4 protein-coding genes are annotated in these 2,268 nt (G+C 40.9%); 1 reads left to right on the plus strand and 3 read right to left on the minus strand.

The genetic code is table 11. The features are described from left to right. The 3 genes from truA to VF500_RS06420 all read right to left on the minus strand — a co-directional run. Window positions 1-749: tRNA pseudouridine(38-40) synthase TruA (truA, locus tag VF500_RS06410; protein ID WP_330858870.1), on the minus strand; the 749-nt coding region annotated here is incomplete at its 3' end. A gap of 108 nt (window positions 750-857) precedes the next feature. After that, window positions 858-1,082: a CDGSH iron-sulfur domain-containing protein gene (locus tag VF500_RS06415; RefSeq protein ID WP_110583172.1), complete on the minus strand. Its 225-nt coding sequence runs from the start codon at window positions 1,080-1,082 to the stop codon at window positions 858-860. Between the two features lie 97 nt (window positions 1,083-1,179). Next, the gene (locus VF500_RS06420; protein ID WP_330858871.1) at window positions 1,180-1,371 is read right to left on the minus strand and encodes a hypothetical protein; all 192 of its coding nucleotides are present in this window, start codon (window positions 1,369-1,371) and stop codon (window positions 1,180-1,182) included. A 185-nt stretch (window positions 1,372-1,556) separates the two neighbouring features. Here VF500_RS06420 and VF500_RS06425 point away from each other — a divergent pair. Beyond that, window positions 1,557-2,268 (plus strand): aldo/keto reductase (locus VF500_RS06425; RefSeq protein WP_330858872.1); only part of this gene is annotated, 712 nt, incomplete at its 3' end.

Here is a 2,268-nt window from a genome sequence, read left to right on the forward strand (position 1 = left end):
GGTTCGAGATCAAGGTAGCGATAAGTTACTTTTGACAGGTACAAACCCTGTGGATGCGCGGGGATAATGATCTTTGGGGTTTGTTTATTGGCAATATAAAACTCAAATTCATCTGTGCTCATCTGCCCTTTGCCAATTTCAAGCAATCGGCCTACAATGATCCTGATCATTCGGTTTAAAAAGCGGTTAGCAGTAATGTTGAACCTTAACTTATCACCTTTGGCATCGATATATAACCCGACCGATTTTATATGACAGAGCGTATGGTCAACCCTGTCGGGCGTTTTACACATAGCGCGGAAATCGGTATAATTTGGCAGGATAGAAACAGCTTTTTTCATAGCATCAAGATCAAGGTCCTGATCGCGGTAAAAAGAACTAAAGTTACTTAAAAACGGATCTTTATAATTATGAATGAAATAATCATAGCTCCGTTTTACCGCGTCAAAACGGGCGTGTGGATCTCCCTGCATCGAAATGATGTCAAATACAGCAATGTCGTCGGGTAATAGTTTATTGAGCCTGAATAACAGGTCATAATCTAAATTATCAGTTATATCGGCATGAAAAAAGAACTGGCTGGCATGTACTTTAGCATCGGTGCGTCCACAACCTACAATAGCTATCGGATGTTTTAAAATACGGGTAAGAGCTGTTTCAATTACTTCCTGTACAGATGAAAACTTTGAAAGCCGTTGCCAGCCGCTGTATCTTGTGCCATGATAACCGATATGAAAAAAATAACGCATTGTTGTTTGGGATGTGGTTGTCAAAAATGCAGATTATTTTGAGAACACCTGATAAAACAAAAGCCCAATGTAAAAAACACCGGGCTTAATGTATATAAAAACAATTGTTTATACTTTTTTGGGCGGAAGGTCAAATGCAATGGCGTTATGCTCAAAATGACCTTTGTGCGAACCATCACAAAATGGTTTGTTTGCTGATAAACCGCAACGGCAAATTGAAAGTACTGTACGGCCTTGTAAGCCATAAGCATTACCCTGCATGTCTACAATCTCAAAATCGCCTTCTATTTTAACCGAACCGTTATTGTTAATGGTAAGTTTAGTTTTCTCCATGTTTTAAATTTTGCGCAAAGTTAAAACATGGCGTTAGCCCAAAGTGGTTTATTTGTTATTTAGAAGTGTTCCTGATTGGACAAAACAGGGAGGTGTTTCAATTAAAAGATTGATTAAATGCAACCAGTACCTGTAAGAAAACATCCCTGTCAAGCGCAAAGGAGGAGGGTTGTTCCGGCTTTACAGGCTTGCCATTTTTTATTTTAAGCGGGAATAAGGTAATAAAATCACGGATACTGATCTCGTACCGTAGCATAGGGTCGCGGCGATGGATCTCTTCCAATCTCATTTCAAAAAGGGAAACGCTTAGCGGGTCTGCAATCATTACCCAAAACTAATATTTGTTTACTTCAAGGCAATGAAACCTGAGTCATAAATGACAAACTTATGATGTGTAAAAATCCCTGCGGCGGTTCATTCCACATAAATTTGCGAGGCAGGCTACTGCTTTTTACATCACAAAAACATTAAACTATGGAATACAGACAATTAGGTGCATCCGGGTTAAGGGTGCCGGTATTGAGCTTTGGTACTGCCACATTTGGCGGTGGTAATGAGTTTTTTAAAGCATGGGGCAATACCCAGGTTGATGAAGCAAAAAAGCTCATTAATATTTGCCTTGACGCTGGTGTTAACTTATTTGATACCGCAAATGTTTATTCGCAAGGCATTTCTGAAGAAATATTGGGCAAAGCCCTGGAAGGGATCCGTAATGAAGTGTTGATCTCAACCAAAGCTACATTTACTATGGGGCAGGGTGTAAATGATTTCGGTTCATCACGATATCACCTCATCAAATCGGCCGAGGACAGCCTCCGCCGTCTAAATACCGATAGGATCGATATTTATCATATGCACGGTTTTGATGCCAATACTCCGGTTGAAGAAACCTTAAGGGCTCTTGATGACCTGGTTACCAGCGGTAAAGTGCGTTACATAGCCTGCTCCAATTTTTCAGGCTGGCATTTAATGAAATCGCTTTCGGTATCTGAAAGATATGGCTGGAGCCGTTATATTGCTCATCAAGCCTATTATTCATTGCTTAACCGGGAGTTTGAATGGGAGCTGATGCCTTTGGGTATCGACCAAAAGGTAAGCACCATTGTTTGGAGCCCGCTATCGTCCGGTCAGCTAAGTGGAAAATTCAGGAGAGGGGTGCCAATCCCGGAAAATTCCAGAACTGTAC

The organism is Mucilaginibacter sp. (assembly GCF_036383575.1).
In the GTDB taxonomy this organism is placed as follows: Bacteria; Bacteroidota; Bacteroidia; order Sphingobacteriales; family Sphingobacteriaceae; genus Mucilaginibacter.